The organism is Streptomyces sp. NPDC001093, from assembly GCF_040298985.1.
Lineage (GTDB): Bacteria > Actinomycetota > Actinomycetes > Streptomycetales > Streptomycetaceae > Streptomyces.
Genome location: NZ_JBEPBF010000022.1, coordinates 63,882 through 79,122, shown reverse-complemented (window position 1 = coordinate 79,122; position 15,241 = coordinate 63,882). Strand labels below are relative to the sequence as shown.

Below are 15,241 nucleotides of genomic sequence, written 5' to 3'. Positions count from 1 at the left end.
GTCCGGGACGTTTCGGCAGGCGGGGTCGGCGGGGGTCGCGTCGCCGGACAGCGCGACCCGCAGACGTCGGCACATCAACGTCCTCCCCCTCGGTAGACGTACACGGGCGAATCAGCGGCGCCGGCGGCGCCGTGCACCACCGCGTCGACGAGACGGCGGTCCGGGGCGTGCCGGCAGGCGGGGTCGGTGCGGGTGGCGTCGCCGGTCAGGGCGTATGCCTGGCAGCGGCAGCCGCCGTGGTCGACCGTGCGCAGGGCGCAGGCGCGGCACGGTTCGGGCATCCAGGACTCGCCCCGGAAGGCGTTGAAAGCCCTCGACTCCCGCCAGATCCAGGCCAGTTCGCGGTGGGTCACGTTCGGCGGGTCCAGGCCGGGCAGGGTGCCGGCCGCGGGGCAGGGCAGCACCGTGCCGTCCGGGGCGACGGTGAGCGAGACGGCACCCCAGCCGCCCATGCAGGGTTTGGCCGTGGCGTCCACCAGGTCGGGGGCCACCCAGACCAACTCCAGTGTGTCGCCGAGTCGTTCACGCCAGTGGGCCACTCGGTCGCGGGCGCGTTCGACTTGGGCGGGTGTGGGCAGCAGCGCGGCGCGGTTGCGGGCCGCCCAGCCGTGGTACTGGGTGTTCGCCAGCTCGATCCGGTCGGCACCCCAGTCGAGCGCGAGCCGGACCAGGCAGTCGAGGTCGTCCAGGTTGCCGCGGTGCAGCACGGCGTTCAGCCCGAGCGGCAGTCCGGCCTCGCGGACCAGTCGGGCGGCGCGTTCCTTCGCGGTGAACGACCGTGCTCCCGCGATGCGTTCCGCGGCTGCGCGGTCCGCGTGCTGCACCGACAGCTGCACACTGCGCAGCCCGGCCCCGGTCAGCTCGGCCAGCCGCCGCTCACCGAGGCCCACACCGCTGGTGACGAGCTGGGTGTACAGGCCCGCACCGTCGGCGGCGGCGACCAGGTCGGGCAGGTCGCGCCGCAGCAGCGGCTCGCCGCCGGACAGATGGGTGTGGACGACACCGAGCGCACCCGCCTGCCGGAAGACCTCCGACCACTGCACAGTGGTCAACTCGACTGACCGGCCGACCAGTTCGAGCGGGTTGGAGCAGTAGCCGCAGCGCAGCGGGCAGGCGTGGGTGAGCTCGGCGAGCAGGGCCCAGGGAGGGCCGCAAGGAGCGGGAGGTGCGGTCATCTGAGCCAGCCCTCCTTCCGTAACCGGTCCAGAAACGCGGGGACTTCGGTGGCGACGGGCGCGGCGGGGTGCCGTAGGGCCAGCTCCGCGACGACGGCGGACACGTTCCGCAGGCCGTCGCACAGCCGGAGCACACCGCCCGCACTTCCGTCGAGCACCACCACCCGCTCCGGCAGCAGCAACAGGTCGGTGTCCCGCACCGGGTCGTGCCGCAGCACCACACCGCGGGCGAGGACGGGGCGCCACGACGTGGCCGGCGGGGCCGACGACGCCGCTGTCATGGGTCGCTCCGGTCCACCGCGTCCAGCAGGGCCCACAGCACCTCGCACTTGAACTCAAGTGCTGTGACGGCCCGTTGCTGCTCCTCGCGGGTGCGGGCCCGGGCGAGGACCAGGGCGAGGGCCTGCTCGGCGTCCCGGGCGCCCTGGGTGACACGGGTGCGGAAGTAGGCGAGGCCCGCCGGGTCGATCCACGGGTAGTGGCGTTCGAAGGCGGCGATGCGGGTGCGCATCAGGTCCGGGGCGGACAACTCGGTCAGGGAGGCCGCGACGGCGTCCAGCACCGGGCGCCGCCGGCAGAAGGTGACGTACCCCTCCACCGCGAACCGCACCCCGGGCGGCACCCGGGAGGTGTCCCACAGCTCCTCGCGAGCCAGGCCGGCCGCCTCGCCGAGCCGTAACCAGCGCTCGATACCGCCCCCCGCGGCGTCGGTACCGTCCTGGTCGTGGATGCGGCGCAGCCAGGCGCGGCGCTCCTCGGGCCGGTCGAGCTTCGCGAGGATCAGCGCGTCCTTGACGGGGATGTGCCGCTGGTAGTGGAAGCGGGCGGCGATCCAGCGGCGCAGTTCGGCGGGGGTCAGTTCGCCGCGGTGCATCCGCTGGTTGAAGGGGTGCCGGTCGTGGTAGCGCGTCGCGGTGACCGCGCGCAGCCGTTCGGTGAACCCGTCGGCCGGCCAGGCGGCGCGGCCGTCGAGTTCCGGTGGTGCCGCGGTCATGCGGCCGGGAGCGGCTCGGGCGGACGGCGGTCGGCGAGCGCGTACGCGGTCACCTCCAGCGCGGTCTCCACGACGTGGTAACCAGGGCTTTTCCAGAGCTTTTCATCCGATGTCTGGGGGCCGGAGTGGTGTGTCGAGGCAGACAGGGAAGGGCTCTCGTTCATGTGCGTACTCTCTTTCCTGAGGGGAGTCTCAGAAGGAGGCCGGAGGCCGGAAGGAAGACGCGGCCTGGTCAGGGCCGTTCACATGTATGTACCGGGTTCAGCGACACGTCCGGTGGCGCGATACAGAGTTGCGGGACTGGAGAGCTCCGGTCAATGGTCCGGACCGAAAACGTCGGATGCGTTTCCGGCCAATCTCCGTTCGGGCACTGACTGACCGGTCAGTAGAGGCGGGTCGCGCGTCAGGAATGCATCGCGGCGTGTGATCGTTGACGATAGGAAGTACCACCTGTCGACAACCGAAGGATCAAGAGGCTCGTGAGCAGCAAGGTCCCCCCGATCATCCTCAACAACGGCGTCGAGATGCCCCAGCTGGGCTACGGCGTGTGGCAGGTGCCGGACGACGAGGCCGAGCGGGCCGTCGCCACGGCGCTGGAGGCCGGGTACCGCAGCATCGACACCGCGGCCATCTACGGCAACGAAGAGGGCACCGGCAAGGCGATCGCCGCCTCCGGCCTGCCCCGCGAGGACGTCTTCGTCACCACCAAGCTCTGGAACAGCGACCAGGGGTACGATTCCACGCTGCGCGCGTTCGACGCGTCGCTCGAGAAGCTGGGTCTCGACTACGTCGACCTGTACCTGATCCACTGGCCGCTGCCGGCCCGCGGCACGTCGACCGACAGCTACAAGGCGTTCGAGAAGCTGCTGTCGGACAAGCGGGTCCGCGCCATCGGCGTGTCCAACTTCCTTCCCGAGCACCTCGAGCGGCTGATCTCCGAGACCTCCGTCATCCCCGCGGTCAACCAGATCGAGCTGCACCCGCATCTGCAGCAGCCCGCCGCCCGCGAGTTCCACGCCGAGCAGGGCATCGCGACCGAGGCCTGGTCGCCGCTCGGCCAGGGCAAGGGCCTGCTGGAGGTGCCGGCGATCGTCGCCATCGCGCAGAAGCACGGCCGCACTCCGGCCCAGGTCGTGCTGCGCTGGCACATCCAGCTCGGCAACATCGTGATCCCGAAGTCCGTGACGCCGTCCCGGATCAGGGAGAACATCGAGGTCTTCGACTTCAGCCTCGACGACGAGGACCTCGCGGCGATCCGCGCCCTCAACGAGGACCGGCGCCTGGGCCCCGACCCGGCCATCTTCGACATGGGCTGACACCCGTCACTTCCGGCCCGGGCTGACCCCGCCGTCTCGGGGGTGGGGCCCCGGCCCCATCGCCATGAGTCTGGACCGACACCCACCGCGCACCACCCGGCCGCGCGTCCCGAACGCGCGCCGGGGCGGGCGGCCGCGTGCGTTCCGGGGACGGCCACCCGGCGCGCCACGCGCCTGACCCACTACACGCAAGCACCTGACCTGCGCCGCCTCGAACCACACGGACGTGCGCGCCCCATACCGGATCACGCGCCCGCACCACGCGGCCCACCAAGCGCCTGACCAGCGGCGCAGCCCGGCCCAAACCGCTGCGCGCACCCCAGCTCGGATCACATCACGCGCCCGCGCCACCCGGCGCCTCGCGCGCGCCGGTCCGGACTGCGACCCCACGCAGGCCCAGCCACGCCCACCCTGCCGCGCCGCCTACCGCGCGTCGGCGCGGCGGCGGGTTCAGTCGCCCCGCACGTCCGCGTGGACGACCTCGAACTCCTCCAGGGCGACGACGCTCACATGCGCCTTGGCCGCGCTCTCGCGCCGGATGACCGCCTGTCCGGCCCGGGACGCGGCGAGCGACACGCGGTCGGCGAAGAGGGTGCCCGCCATGCCGCGGCCGCGGTCACGGTCCAGGAAGAGAGCCGCGCCGGCGAATCCGGGCAGGACCTCCAGCCGGGGCAGCACACCGGCGTGGAAGGTGTCGGTGGCGAGGTCCGCGTCCGCCGGGTCGAACTCGAGCCGGGTGACCCGCAGCCCGCCGCCGGTGACGGGCCGGTGCGCGCGGTGGAAGACGACGGCCTCGTAGTTCTCGACCGCGACGGTCCCCGCGAAGGGCTGCAGCAGCTCCGGCCGCCGGGCGCTCATCACCTCGTCACTGTTGCGGCGCGCGTCGGCGGACTCCCACCAGCTGACCGTGAGCAGTTTGCCGAGCTCACGGTCGACGAAGACACCCGCGCCCCGATAGCCGGGCCGCTCCTCCAGCAGGTCGTGCCCCCGCGTGTTCAGGGCCCCCACGGCCGTGCCCAGCTGCGCCGGATCGCCGGTCGCGTACACCGTGCGTACGAACATGCGCCTCGCCTCCCGGAGCGGTGACCCTGCCGACCGACGCGGCAGACATATCAGGAAAAGTGGTCCTCTTCAGTTTTGCCACGGTCTCAAATCCCCGCAATACGCACAGCTTTCGGGAGCTCGCAACCGGAGGCTTGACGAGGACATGCACAGGGGTCCACGGTGTACGGCACCTGGTAAGGAAACTTTCCTAACAGAAGGGCCCCCCACAGTGCGCCTTCGAAACCTGACCCTTGCCGCGGCCTCCGGAGCCGCCCTGCTCGCCGCCGGAGTGCTGCCCGCGCACGCGTCCGCCGGCCCGGCGGCGCGGACCGCTCCCGCCTCCGCTCAGGAGGGCTCGGTCAGCGCGGCCGATCTGCTCGCCAAGGTGAAGTCCTGTTCGCAGATATCGAACGGCAAGTACAAGACCGACGACGAGACGTCGGCCACGGTCCCCGTGTGCGGCAAGAACGGCGCGGTGTTCTGGAAAGCCGATATGGACATCGACTGCGACGGCCAGCGCACCACCAACTGCAACGAGAACCGCGACCCCTGGTACCAGAACGACACCGCCTTCCACCAGTCCGACGGCAAGCCGCTGAAGGCGGAATCGCTCCCGTACATCGTCGTCCCCAGCTCCAGCAGCATCTGGAACTACTCCAGCGCCGGCATCAAGGGCGGCGGCGTGGTCGCGGTCATCTACAACAACAAGGTGGAGTACGCCGTCGTCGGCGACACCGGCCCCACGAAGATCATCGGCGAGGCGTCGTACGCCACCGCCAAGGCGCTCGGCATCGATCCAGACCCGAAGACCGGCGGCGCCGACTCGGGCGTGACCTACATCCTGTTCAAGAACTCCAAGGTCTCCCCCATCGAGAGCCACAGCGCCGCGGTCTCTCTCGGGGACCAGCTGGCGAAGCAGTTTATCGCGAACAACTGACCAGCGCCGTACGTCAGTTGGGCTGGCCCAGCGGGCGTACGACCACGGTGTTGACGTCGACTCCGGCCGGCTGCCGGATCGCCCAGACCACCGAGTCGGCGATCTGGTCGGCGGTCAGCAGGTGTCCCGGGGGAAGGCTGCCGAGGCCGTCCCAGAACGGGGTCTCCACCCGGCCGGGGGCGACCAGCGTCACACCGATCCCGAACTCCGTGACCTGGCGCCGGGTGTTCTCGGCGAGCCCGGTGACCGCCCACTTGGTGGCGCCGTAGAGGTTGCCCGGGGTGTTCACGAAACCGGCGACGCTGCCGACGAGGACGATCCGGCCGCGGGTCTCCTTCAGCGCCTCGACGGTGGCACGGATGAGCAGAGCGGGGCCGAGGACGTTGGTGAGCACCATCTCGGTCCAGCCAGCCGGGTCGCCGTCGGCGACGGTGTCGTGGGTGGCGTAGCCGGCGTTGGCGACGACCGTGTCCAGCCGGCCGTATGCCTTGAGCGTACGGTCGACGGCATCCTGCACGTCGTCGAATGCCGCCGCGTCACCGGCGACCGTCATCAGCTCCTCGGGATCGCCGAGCCCGTCGGCGAAGTCCCGCAGCCGGGCCTCCGTACGGCCGGTGACGGTGACGCGGTGGCCCGCGGCCAGCAGCTGCCGGGTGACGGCGGCGCCGATGCCGGTGGCGCCACCGGTGACGAGTGCGACCGGAGAGTCGTTCATGTGCGGTCCCCCTGTGTGTCGGTGAGTCCGCAGTGCATCACTTGGAGAGCCCTCGAAGTCAAGTGCCGTCGCAGGTACGGCGGTACGGCACCGACGGGGGGTGGCGGTGCCAGGCGGCGGGACCGGCACTCCGGGGGCGGGATGACGTGCCGCCCACGACCACGACCCCCGGCGCCGCATGCCCGCCCGGCTCGCGCGGCTCGGCAGGCCGCCCCGCCCGGGCATGCCGAGCCGCGGCGGGTCACACCGGCCGTACCGCTCGGTGCAGCGTGTGGGCCGCCAGGACGAACACGTCGGGCCGCCGGTGGAGGCTCGCGGGGTCGGCCGGGTCGAGGAGACGGTCGAGGGTGGCGCGGTCCTCGGCGTCCAGGGCGTCGGCGTGGATGTCCCGGGTGCGGGTCAGCCACCCGACGACGAAGGCGCGGGCCCGGTCCGGCACGGGGGCGGGGATGTCGAGGAGGAAGCTGCGGGTGCCGGTGTGCTTCAGTCCGGCCGCGGTCAGCAGGGCGGGCCAGTCCTCGGTCTCGGGAACCGCGCCGGGCAGTTCGGCGCGCATCCGTGCGAAGCGGTCCTCCTGGGCCGCGTCGAGGCGGGCCTGGAGTCCGGGGCGGCCGAAGCCGATGTCACGGGGCAGATAGCGGCTGGGCAGGCCACCCTCCAGGATGGCCAGGGTGCCGCCGGGGGCGAGCCGGGCGGCGAACGCGGCCAGCGCGGCCTTCTGGTCGCCGAGGTGGTGCAGGCTGCGACTGGCCCACAGCAGGTCCGCCGGATAGTCCAACTCCGCCAGGGATTCCGGCAGTTCACCGACGAGGGTGTCGAAGCGGTCGGCGAAGCCCTGACGGGCGGCCCGGGCCTGGGCACGCTCCAGAAGCGGTGCGGAGGCGTCGGCGGCGACCACCCGCGCGCCGGGGAACGTCTCCGCCATCAGGCAGGCGATCACTCCGGGCCCGCTGCCCGCGTCCACGATCAGCCCCGGCTCGGTCACCTCCTGGCCCAGCCAGGCCAGGGCGCGCGCGTACACCGGGGCGCACACCTCGGCCTCCGCCTCCAGCAGCGCCGCCAGCGCGCCCCAGTCGACGTCGCCGCCGTGGGTGTGACCTTGGGCGTGACCGTGGCCGTGCTGTGTGGGGTGCACGTGGTGGGCCTGGTGGTCGTGTGCCATGTCGCTCAGCCTCTCGCTCGGATGCGGCCAGAGTGCGACGGCGCACGGGGAGATGCCACTTTCCTTGCCGGTGCCGCAAAAAAAGGTGCCTGCGGAACTCGCGACACGGACGCAGACATCCACCCGGCCGCCGCACGGCGTTCGTCTCACGGCAGGTTCATCAAGATCGCCTGGGCTTTGCCGACAGCGGCCTTGCTCTGCCGGTATGCCTCTTCGAGAGCGGTCCGGTTCTTCTGGATCAGGTGTTTCTGGACGCGGATGTCGATCGCGCGGACCGTGGGAATGTAGTGGGTCCTCTGCTTGCAGACGGCGTCCGCGACGGCGGTCGCCTTCTCCAGCTCGGAGGGAACATGGGGGTTGCGGTGGGGGTTCTGTTCGAACTCCCTCTCCCTCCGCTTGGGGTCGTTGCGGGCATCGGAGGGCTTGGCGTAGTGGTAGCCGCCCGCTTTCATGCACGCCGACCAGGCGCGGTCCGCCGCCTTCCACTCGTTCGTCTTCTCGCCCTCGGTGATGCCTTCTCCCTCCACGTCCAGCACCGGGTTCCGGCGGTCCTGGGGCCGGAAGCCGTACAGGATACGGTCTGCCTGGCCGAGACAGCCGTGCTTGGGGACGGTGTGCCCGTTGATGGTGTCGTTGTTGCGCAGGTACTCGAACTCGCCGGTCAGGGCGACGTACTGCGGCAGGGTCCACTTCCGGTCGACGGTCTTCCGGCCGGCTTTCCACTCCGCGTACGCGCCCTGGTAGCCGTGGACGGCCGCCTGCTTGGGGTCGCTGACGCCGTACCGGTCGGTGTCGGTCGTGAAGATCACGGCGACCAGCACGCCGGCCTGCTGCGGAGGCATCGGCCACGCCGGGGGCGGGTCGAGGCTCAGCGTGCGAAGCGCGGGGAATCCCAGGTCGCTCATGCAGGAACGCGCCAGGGCCCAGCGTGCCCTGTCGATGGTTTCGTCGTCCGCCTTGGTCAGTTGGTAGCGGTCGACGGGAAAGGCCGGGGCATCAACGGAGCCGGCCGGCTCTTCGTGCTGCCGGGAGGCCGGCTGCCGGCCGCCGCACGCGGTGACGAGGGCGAACACTGCGACGGCTGCCGCGGCGAGAGGAGTGGTCTGGCGCATCCGGACAGCCCACCAGGTGCAGACCAACCGAGGCTATGGCGGAGGCCACACCTCCGGCCCCTGGGCGTTTGCCCGTCAGGCCCCGGGAGCTGCGGGTCAGTACCGAAGGCCGACCTCATCGCTTCAGCGGGTGGACGGCGTGTACCCGCCGGTGGGGCGCGCGATCCGCCGGGGCCTTTGCCGGTGGGGCCCGGGCCCCGGCGGAGGTCACCGGGTCAGGGCAGCGGCGGATACGCGTTCTGCATCAGCTGCTGGAACTGGGCGGAGAACCAATGCCCGGCCAGCGGCGCGTTCGGCAGCGCACCGGTGGGGTTGTTGCCGTTGCGGGCGTTGCCGCCGTACGTCGGGTCGCACATCCGGTCGAAGCCCTTGCCCTCGTCATTGGCGATGGCGGTGCTGGACCCGTCGGACTCCCCCGGCGGCTTGGCCCACACATAGGCGTCGATGCCGGCGGCCGGGGCCGCGGTCGGCCGTTCGCCGAGGCCGGCGCCGCTCTGGTTGCACCAGTTCCCGACGTGGATGCGCCGGTCGGTGCGGCCGCCGTTGACGTAGTCGTCCACGGAGGTCAGCGGGCCCGAGCCGGTGGGCCGGGCGGTGCCGCCCCAGCCGTTGCGGGAGGTGTCGACCAGCATGCCGATGCCGGAGTCGAACCCGGCCGCGACGAGCTTGTCCCGCAGACCGAGGGCGTACGACTGCTCGTCCGCGTACTGGTTCCAGTCCACCCACTTCGACTGGCGCACGGTCGTGCCGTTCACCGTGTCGGTGACCTTGAAGTACGGCTCCTTGGTGGCGCTGTAGTTGGCGGTGTTGACGATGAAGCCGGCCACGTCGTTCACGCTCGCGCCGTTCGTCGTCGCGACCTTGTGGAACTCCTGCACCGTCGGGCCCAGGTTGGTGTCCCAGCCGAGCCAGCCGTGGTGGCCGGCGTCCACGTAGTTGTAGACGTTGGGGATGGCGCCGAGCTTCTCCAGGGCGTAGGAGATCCCCTTCTCGTAGTTGCCGTTGTTCTTCATGGTCACGCAGGCGTCGGTGCTGGTGTTGGTGCCGCCGGCGTTCGTGACCAGGTTGGGCAGCGAGTCGGGCTCGATGACGGTGGCGATCCTCAGGGACGCGTAGGCCGGGTCGGAGAGGATGGAGGCGATCGGGTCGATGTACTGCGACTTGTACCTGTCGATGTCGTCGGGACCGAGTTCGCCGTTGGAGGCGAGGGCGGCGCAGTCGCGTCCGGGAAGGTCGTAGATGACCAGCTGGACGACCAGGTCGCCGGAGCCCTTCTGCTTCAGGGCTGCGTCGAGGTGGTCACGCAGGCCCATGCCGCCACTGACGCCGTTGATCGCGGCGATCCGGTCGAGCCACACGGCGGTGGGCTGGTTCGAGACGCGGCTGCCGCCCGGCTCGGCGGCGGCCTTGGCCGACCACTCGGGGTTCACATAGACCTTGGCCCCGGCGTAGGGATTGTCGACCCGGCTGCCGGTGCCGCCGCCACCCGTTCCGCCACCACCCGTTCCGCCACCGCCGGTTCCTCCGCCGCCCGTTCCGCCGCCGGAGCCGCCACCGTCGTCGACGTTGCAGGTGACGCCGTCGAGGGTGAACGTGCCGGGCACGGCGTTGGTGCCGCTGTAGGAGGCGTTGAAGCCGAAGCCGACCGAACCGCCGTTCGCCAGCGAGCCGTTGTAGCTCGCGTTGGCGGCGGTGACATCGGCACCGCTCTGGCTGATCTGCGCGTTCCAGCCGCTGGTGACCTTCTGGTTGCCGGCGTAGGTCCACTTCAGGGACCAACTGGACTTCGCCGCACCGTTGTTGGTGACCGTGACGGCGGCGGTGAAGCCGGTGTCCCACTGGTTCTGCACGGTGTAGGCCACGGTGCAGGGGACGGCCTCGGTGGCGGCGCCGGCCGGTGCCGCCAGCAGTGCCGTCCCGGACGTCCCGGTGAGCAGCGCCAGGGCGGCGAACAGCGAGGTTCTGGTAGGACTCATGAGTGGGGTTCCTTCTGTCGTCCGTGGTGTCTACGGGTTCAGGGCGCGCAGGTGGTCGCGCAGCCCGATGCCGTACGTGGTGGGTGTGCCGTCGTAGGCGGAGATCAGGGACGGGCCCGAGGAGCAGTCCCAGGTGTTCCAGGTCCAGCCCAGATAGGACAGGTTCCGGTCGTCGAACCACTTCATGACCTGATCGACGAACGCGTGCGAGCAGGTGTTCTCACCGATCTCGCCGGCGATCAGCGGCACCTGGGCGGCGACCGGGGCGAGGGTGGAGTTCCAGCAGCTCTCGTTCGAGCAGGTGTTGAAGTTGTAGCCGTGGTAGGCGGCGGTCACATTGCCGGCCGGGTCGGTGGGCCTGTACGTCAGCCACTGGCCGAGGTCGTTGGAGTAGGCCAGACCGCCGGCCATGATGACGTTCTTGGCCCCGGCACCCCGGATGCTGTCCACAAGATCCTGCATGCCTGCGACCTCGTACGGGATCCCGGGGCAGGTCCCGCCGTCCCGCCAGCACTTCCAGGCGTCCGTCGTGCCCGCGGTGGCCCGGTCCGGATAGGGCTCGTTGAACAGGTCGAACACCGGGGCCGGGTCGTCCTTGAAGGTGCCGGCCACCGACGCCCAGAACGACGGGCTGTACTGCATGTCGGGCATCGGCTTCTGGCAGGTGGCGTGGACGTCGGAGCAGCCGGCCGAGTTGCCGGTGTACCGGCCGTAGGACCAGTGCAGGTCGAGGATCGGGGTCAGGCCGTGGGCCTCGACGCGGGCCACCAGGTCCTTGACGGCGGCTATGTAACGGGCGCCTCCGTACTCGGGTTTGACGTTGGAGAGGCCCAGCCAGCACTCCTCGTTGAGCGGGATGCGCACGGCGTCGGCCTTCCAGTCGGCGATCGCCTGGATGGCCGCGTCGTCGACCGGGCCGTCCCAGATGCCGTGGCCCTGGACGCACATGAACTCGCCGCCGGAGCGGTTGACGCCGAGGAGGCGGTGGCCCTTGCCGTCGGCGTCCACGAGCCTGTTCCCGGAGACGTGCAGGGCGGGGGCGGTGCCACCGGAGGACGGGGGCGGTGTGGTCGGCGGCGGGGTCGGCTCGGGGTCCGCGTTGCAGGTGGTGCCGTTGAGCTTGAACACCGTGGGGGCGGTGTTGGACCCCGACCAGGAGGCGAGGAAGCCGGCGGTGACGCTCGCGCCGGTGCCGAGGGAACCGTTGTAGCTCTCGTTCCCGGCGGTCACGGTGGTGCCGGACTGGGACCACTCGGCGTTCCAGCCCTGGGTGACCTTCTGGCCGTCGGCGAAGTCGAAGCCGATCCGCCAACTGCTCAGCGAGGCCTGGTTGTTGGTGAATCTCACCGTCCCCTGGAAGCCGCCGGCCCACTGGTTGGTGACGGAGTACTCCACCGTGCACGCGGGCGTGGCTCCCCGGGCCGACACCACGGGGACGACCGTGCTCCCCACGAGCGCGGCCGCACCGGCGGTGGCTAAAAGTACTGAACGCGGGGGGTGTCGCATGAGCGACTCCTTGCAGATGGGCGCGCCGTGACGGGCGCGTCGACTGACTGGAACCGCTCCCACTGGTGCGAAGGAAGGTAGCGCCAAGTGGCGTTGCTGCACAGGGGAGTTGCTGACTTTTCCTCAACCGTCCGCGTCGAATCATTTCGACTCTTCGCGCACCTTGACCGCTCACGGGGTCGTCTCCACTATGGGAGCGCTCCCACTGGTTCAAGCCTTGACTTCTCCCGAGGACGCTCTCCCGAGCGACAAGCCCGCAAGGAGGAACCAGCACATGGATCCCGGACGTAAGAGCAGAGCCGGGCGGCGGCTTTGAACCGCCGTGGCGGCCGCGTTCGCCCTGCCCCTGTCGATGCTCGCCACCGGCGCCACGACCGCGCACGCGGCGTCCGTGCAGTGCAGCGTCGACTACAGGACCAACGACGCTCGCTCACGCCTACACGGGCAACCAGACGCCGTCGAACGGCTGGAACGGCACCTGGTCCCAGTCCGGCAGGACCGTCACCGTGAAGAACGCCTTGCACAACGGCACGATCGCCGCGGCCGCGGCCGTCCCCACCGGTGCGCAGTTCAAACGCCACGGCCAAGGCGGTCCTCGACAAGTGGGTCGCCCGACACCTGGAACCCCTCAAGTCCGGGCAGCAACAGCGGACTTCACGTCACCGTCGCCGACTACGGCGCCAAATCCGGCGACGCGACTGCGAAGTCCACCGCGAAGGCGCTGCTGGACGGCATGTGGAACAACTCCCGGGACAGCGTGTACGTGCCGAGCGGCTGGAGCGGCACGATGCCGAACGGCGACCCGGTCAACTCCTCGGCCACGTTCACCTCGATCCGGTCCTTCTACAAGAACGACCCGGCCTGGTTGAAGATCGAGGCCTACCTCAAGGGCGGCGCCGCGCCCAGCTTCACCTATCACCGGTTCTGGGCCCAGGCGGACATCGCCCTGGCCATGGGCTCGTACGCGGAGCTTGTGGAGTGGGCCGACCGTAACCGCACCTCCCACGGCGAAGATTTCGCCGTCAGCCCGCCTCCGTCTTCCGGAACGCGCGCACCGCGAACACCGGGTCCGGGCGGGGGCGGTCCTGGTCCGGGAGACGGGACAGGCTCGCGGCGAACTCCTCGGTGCGCGGCTCGCCCGGTGGCAGCAGGGTGAACCAGCCGCGGCGCAGGTCGGCGATGGTGGCGCGGGGGCTGCGGCCCTGGCCGACGCCGGGGAACGCGGTGGCGCCGGCCGGCCGGAGCCCGTGGTGGACGGCGTACGCGGTGACGGTGGCGGCGGCGTCCTGTGCGGGGCGGCGCGGACGGGGGGCGAGGACGGCGTCGATGTCGCTGCCGACGTCGTGCGCCGCGGCCTTGTCGACGGTGGTGACGTAGACCCCGCCGGGCCGCAGCACCCGGGCGCACTCGGCGACGATCCGGCGGACGTCCTCGGCGTCCTGCAGCAGGTGCAGCAGCCAGATGCTGGTGAGGGCGTGGAAGGTGCCGGTGCGAAACGGCAGCCGGCGGCTGTCGGCCCGTACGATCGCGCCCGGCAGCCGCGCGCCCGCCCTGCGCACCATGGCGGCGGTGAGGTCGGCGCCGGTCACCCGCAGCGCGGGACGGCCGGCGGCCAGCCGGCGGGTGACGATGCCGGTGCCGCAGGCCACGTCGAGCAGGCGGCCCGGCCCCTCGGGGATCAGGCCGAGCACCGCCCGCGTGGCCGCCGCGGCGCGGGCCTCGCCGCCCCGGGACGCGTCATAGGCGTCGGCTTCCTTCTCGTAGTCGAGCACGCCCCTCAGTGTGCGTGGTGACCTGGGGCGATGTCCTCCACCCTGCGGGCGAGCGCGAAGTCGTTCGCGGTGAGCGCGCCGCCCGCGCTGTGTGTCTGGACGCTGAGGGAGACGGTGTTGTAGCCGAGGGTGAGGTCTGAGTGGTGGTCCAGTTCGTCCTGGACGGCGGCGATGTGCATGACGAGCGCCGCCGCCGCGACATGCGAGCCGAGGCGGTAGGAGCGGGTGAGCCGGCCGGCGTCGTCGACCGACCAGCCGGGCAGCTCGGCGAGCCGGTCCTCGATCTCCTTCTGCGACAGCGGTTCGACGGCCATGGCCTCGGTCCTTCCCGATGATGCGGCACGGACTCCCAGCCTGCCACAGCCGTACCAGCCCGGCTCGGTTCGATCACGCCGGCCCGAAGAGCCATCCGCGGACCCGCACCGCGCCGAGGTCGTCGGCGAGCACGGCGATCCTGGCCCGGCCCTCCACCCGCTGGACCCACTCGTGCGGCAGGGCATGGTCGCCGTACTGCGCGCCGAGGAGGTTTCCGCAGATGGCGCCGGTGGAGTCGCTGTCGCCGGAGTGGTTGACCGCCATCAGCAGCTTGGTCTCGACGCGGCCCGGATACAGCGCGCAGAAGACGGCGATGGCCAGCGCCTCCTCGGCCACCCAGCCCGCGCCGAGCCTCTCGACACGCTCCGGCGGCGCCACCTGGTGGTCCCCGGCCTCGGTGACGGCGCGCTCCAGGGCCTCGGTCGTCTCCTCGTGGCCCGGGTAGCCGGCCAGCAACCGCATCGCACGCAGGACCGCGCCCTTCATGGAGTCCCCGGCGACGAGATTGGCGACGATCGCGGCCAGCGTGCCGGCCGCGTAGTAGCCGGTGGGGTGGCCGTGGGTGATCTGGGCGGCGCGGGCCGCCATCTGGAAGGCCTCGTGGTCGTACTGGGCGATGAGGCCGAAGGGGGCCGAGCGCATCACCGCGCCGCAGCCCTTGGAGCCGGGATTGGCCTCGCCCGGCCGGCCCTCGAGAGGCAGCCACCGGCCGGGGGTGTACCGCTGGGCGACGCCGGACAGGCAGGCGTTGCCGGGGGCGCGGCGGGCGTACAGCCACGGCTCGGTGACCAGGCCGTGCGCAGGGCCGGCCGGCAACGGCCCGGTTTCCGGTCCGGGCTGGGACTGGGTGTGCAGCCAGCGTTCATACGCCTGGAGCATCATCTCGGGCCAACGGTCGGAGATGTCCCCCATTCTTCTGCGGTCGTGGCGTTCCCCCTTCCTTTCGAAGCAGTAGGCCTCCACAAGGGCCTCGGCCGTGAAGAGCGTCATCTGCGTGTCGTCACTGATCAGGCCCACCTCGCCGTGCGGCCCGGGAACCAGGTCGGTCACCCCGTAGGGACCGTGGGCGGCGCGGATCCGGTCGATGGCGTCGAACTCGACGGGATAGCCCAGCGCGTCGCCGATCGCCCCGCCCAGCAGGCAGCCGCGCACCCTGGCGCGGTACTGCGCCGCACCGTCCCTGTCCCACGGCCCGTTCATACATGCACTCCTCGACT

General features: G+C 71.3%; 15 protein-coding genes and 2 pseudogenes. 4 read left to right on the top strand and 13 right to left on the bottom strand.

What is annotated here, in order from left to right:
- Positions 1-74 precede the first annotated feature (74 nt).
- From pqqE to pqqA, 4 genes are read right to left on the bottom strand one after another with little or no spacing between them, the layout of a single operon-like run.
- Positions 75-1,175, bottom strand: a complete 1,101-nt coding sequence (gene pqqE / locus ABT288_RS14245; RefSeq protein WP_351606625.1) for a pyrroloquinoline quinone biosynthesis protein PqqE — start codon at positions 1,173-1,175, stop codon at positions 75-77.
- Positions 1,172-1,456: a pyrroloquinoline quinone biosynthesis peptide chaperone PqqD gene (pqqD, locus tag ABT288_RS14240; protein WP_351606623.1), complete on the bottom strand. Its 285-nt coding sequence runs from the start codon at positions 1,454-1,456 to the stop codon at positions 1,172-1,174. Before pqqD ends, pqqE begins: the two co-directional genes overlap by 4 nt.
- A complete protein-coding gene (gene pqqC / locus ABT288_RS14235; protein WP_351606620.1) occupies positions 1,453-2,169 on the bottom strand; it encodes a pyrroloquinoline-quinone synthase PqqC in 717 nt (238 codons plus the stop codon). Before pqqC ends, pqqD begins: the two co-directional genes overlap by 4 nt.
- Positions 2,166-2,333, bottom strand: coding sequence for a pyrroloquinoline quinone precursor peptide PqqA (gene pqqA / locus ABT288_RS14230; RefSeq protein WP_351606617.1), 168 nt, complete (start codon positions 2,331-2,333; stop codon positions 2,166-2,168). Before pqqA ends, pqqC begins: the two co-directional genes overlap by 4 nt.
- Before the next feature lie 315 nt (positions 2,334-2,648).
- Here pqqA and ABT288_RS14225 point away from each other — a divergent pair, with 315 nt between their 5' ends.
- Complete coding sequence (locus ABT288_RS14225) at positions 2,649-3,485, top strand: aldo/keto reductase (RefSeq protein WP_351606614.1); 837 nt, start codon at positions 2,649-2,651, stop codon at positions 3,483-3,485.
- A gap of 450 nt (positions 3,486-3,935) precedes the next feature.
- On the opposite strand, the gene ABT288_RS14220 is transcribed toward ABT288_RS14225, so the two are convergent.
- Complete coding sequence (locus ABT288_RS14220) at positions 3,936-4,547, bottom strand: hypothetical protein (RefSeq protein ID WP_351606613.1); 612 nt, start codon at positions 4,545-4,547, stop codon at positions 3,936-3,938.
- A 211-nt stretch (positions 4,548-4,758) separates the two neighbouring features.
- Between ABT288_RS14220 and ABT288_RS14215 the strand changes: the two genes are divergently transcribed.
- Positions 4,759-5,466: a glycoside hydrolase family 75 protein gene (locus ABT288_RS14215; RefSeq protein WP_351606611.1), complete on the top strand. Its 708-nt coding sequence runs from the start codon at positions 4,759-4,761 to the stop codon at positions 5,464-5,466.
- A 13-nt stretch (positions 5,467-5,479) separates the two neighbouring features.
- Here ABT288_RS14215 and ABT288_RS14210 read toward each other — a convergent pair whose 3' ends face one another.
- From ABT288_RS14210 to ABT288_RS14190, 5 genes are all read right to left on the bottom strand, one after another.
- Positions 5,480-6,181, bottom strand: coding sequence for an SDR family oxidoreductase (locus ABT288_RS14210; RefSeq protein WP_351606609.1), 702 nt, complete (start codon positions 6,179-6,181; stop codon positions 5,480-5,482).
- A 241-nt stretch (positions 6,182-6,422) separates the two neighbouring features.
- Positions 6,423-7,343: a methyltransferase domain-containing protein gene (locus ABT288_RS14205; RefSeq protein ID WP_351606607.1), complete on the bottom strand. Its 921-nt coding sequence runs from the start codon at positions 7,341-7,343 to the stop codon at positions 6,423-6,425.
- A 146-nt stretch (positions 7,344-7,489) separates the two neighbouring features.
- A complete protein-coding gene (locus tag ABT288_RS14200) occupies positions 7,490-8,455 on the bottom strand; it encodes a hypothetical protein (protein WP_351606605.1) in 966 nt (321 codons plus the stop codon).
- 215 nt (positions 8,456-8,670) lie between these two features.
- Positions 8,671-10,431, bottom strand: a complete 1,761-nt coding sequence (locus tag ABT288_RS14195; protein WP_351606602.1) for a glycoside hydrolase family 6 protein — start codon at positions 10,429-10,431, stop codon at positions 8,671-8,673.
- A gap of 30 nt (positions 10,432-10,461) precedes the next feature.
- Positions 10,462-11,937 carry a cellulose binding domain-containing protein gene (locus tag ABT288_RS14190; protein WP_351606599.1) on the bottom strand — a complete coding sequence of 492 codons (1,476 nt, stop codon included), beginning with the start codon at positions 11,935-11,937 and terminating at the stop codon, positions 10,462-10,464.
- A 278-nt stretch (positions 11,938-12,215) separates the two neighbouring features.
- Between ABT288_RS14190 and ABT288_RS14185 the strand changes: the two are divergent.
- Positions 12,216-12,464, top strand: a pseudogene (locus tag ABT288_RS14185) (hypothetical protein); the annotation flags it as partial.
- A 56-nt stretch (positions 12,465-12,520) separates the two neighbouring features.
- A pseudogene (locus ABT288_RS14180) lies at positions 12,521-12,916 on the top strand (glycoside hydrolase family 48 protein); the annotation flags it as partial.
- 43 nt (positions 12,917-12,959) lie between these two features.
- Here ABT288_RS14180 and ABT288_RS14175 read toward each other — a convergent pair.
- The 3 genes from ABT288_RS14175 to ABT288_RS14165 all read right to left on the bottom strand — a co-directional run bounded on the left by ABT288_RS14175 (position 12,960) and on the right by ABT288_RS14165 (position 15,224).
- Positions 12,960-13,709 carry a class I SAM-dependent methyltransferase gene (locus ABT288_RS14175; protein WP_351606596.1) on the bottom strand — a complete coding sequence of 250 codons (750 nt, stop codon included), beginning with the start codon at positions 13,707-13,709 and terminating at the stop codon, positions 12,960-12,962.
- A 5-nt stretch (positions 13,710-13,714) separates the two neighbouring features.
- Positions 13,715-14,023, bottom strand: coding sequence for a 4a-hydroxytetrahydrobiopterin dehydratase (locus ABT288_RS14170; RefSeq protein ID WP_351606594.1), 309 nt, complete (start codon positions 14,021-14,023; stop codon positions 13,715-13,717).
- A 73-nt stretch (positions 14,024-14,096) separates the two neighbouring features.
- Positions 14,097-15,224 (bottom strand): ADP-ribosylglycohydrolase family protein, encoded by a 1,128-nt coding sequence (locus ABT288_RS14165; protein ID WP_351606592.1) that lies wholly within the window; start codon positions 15,222-15,224, stop codon positions 14,097-14,099.
- Positions 15,225-15,241: the final 17 nt, after the last annotated feature.